This window comes from Sulfolobus sp. B1, from assembly GCF_007050195.1.
Classification (GTDB): Archaea; Thermoproteota; Thermoprotei_A; order Sulfolobales; family Sulfolobaceae; genus Saccharolobus.
In genome coordinates this window covers 1-771 of sequence record NZ_QIMI01000315.1, presented here as the reverse complement: position 1 = coordinate 771, position 771 = coordinate 1, and the positions used below count along the sequence as shown (strand labels likewise).

The following is a 771-nucleotide window of genomic DNA, read 5'->3' as shown; positions in this document are numbered from 1 at the left end:
GATTTACGCATGGTAGGATATCTCTGAGGAGAGATATAGGTAAATTGTTATCCTTGATAAATAAGATACTTACTACCTCCCAGCAATAAATCGTGAGGCTTCATTCCTTTGTAATTGAGGAGAAAGTGAGAATGACAATTTTCAAGAAATCTTTAACTTTTTCCTCTTGATTGAAGACTATTTAGTTAATTTAATGAAATAGCCGGATCTTTTTAGTTTTAGGTATATAGATTTTTTACATTAGATATTGCATCTGACCTCCTCCCTGCCCTAAAAGGTGAGGCTTATCTTTCCTTTGTCACAGATAATTCTCTATGTTCATAGCTTTTTAGAGTATGATAAGGACATAAATTAACTATATGAGAATTTCAATAAGGTCTTAGCTGGTGATGCAAATATTTATTTTTTGTAAAAGACACAGTTAAAGCGTGGAGAAGGTAGTATTTAATAAGCTGTTGAAATTCGCTGTAGTTGGCGCTTTGGGAACTGTAGTGAATGAGGGTATTTACGTTTACGCTTCTAAGGTTATCCCTATCTCAATAGCCTTAGCATTAGGCATAGAACTATCTTTAATTTTTAATTTCTTCTTGAATGATATTTGGACATTTCGTGATAAAAGAGTTGGAACGTTTATCAAGAGAATGGTGAAGTTTCATGGTTCTTCTTATTTAGGCAACGTAATTCAGTACGTAGTTGCGTTAGTGTTATTGATATATATGCTACACTATACCTCCCTTTCTCAAGTTTTAACTATTATATTCTTTGTAAAAC

General features: G+C 32.7%; 1 protein-coding gene. It reads left to right on the top strand.

The genetic code is table 11. The features are described from left to right. Positions 1 to 428 precede the first annotated feature (428 nt). The coding region (locus DMP16_RS10415) for a GtrA family protein (protein WP_143577237.1) at positions 429 to 771 on the top strand (343 nt) is incomplete at its 3' end.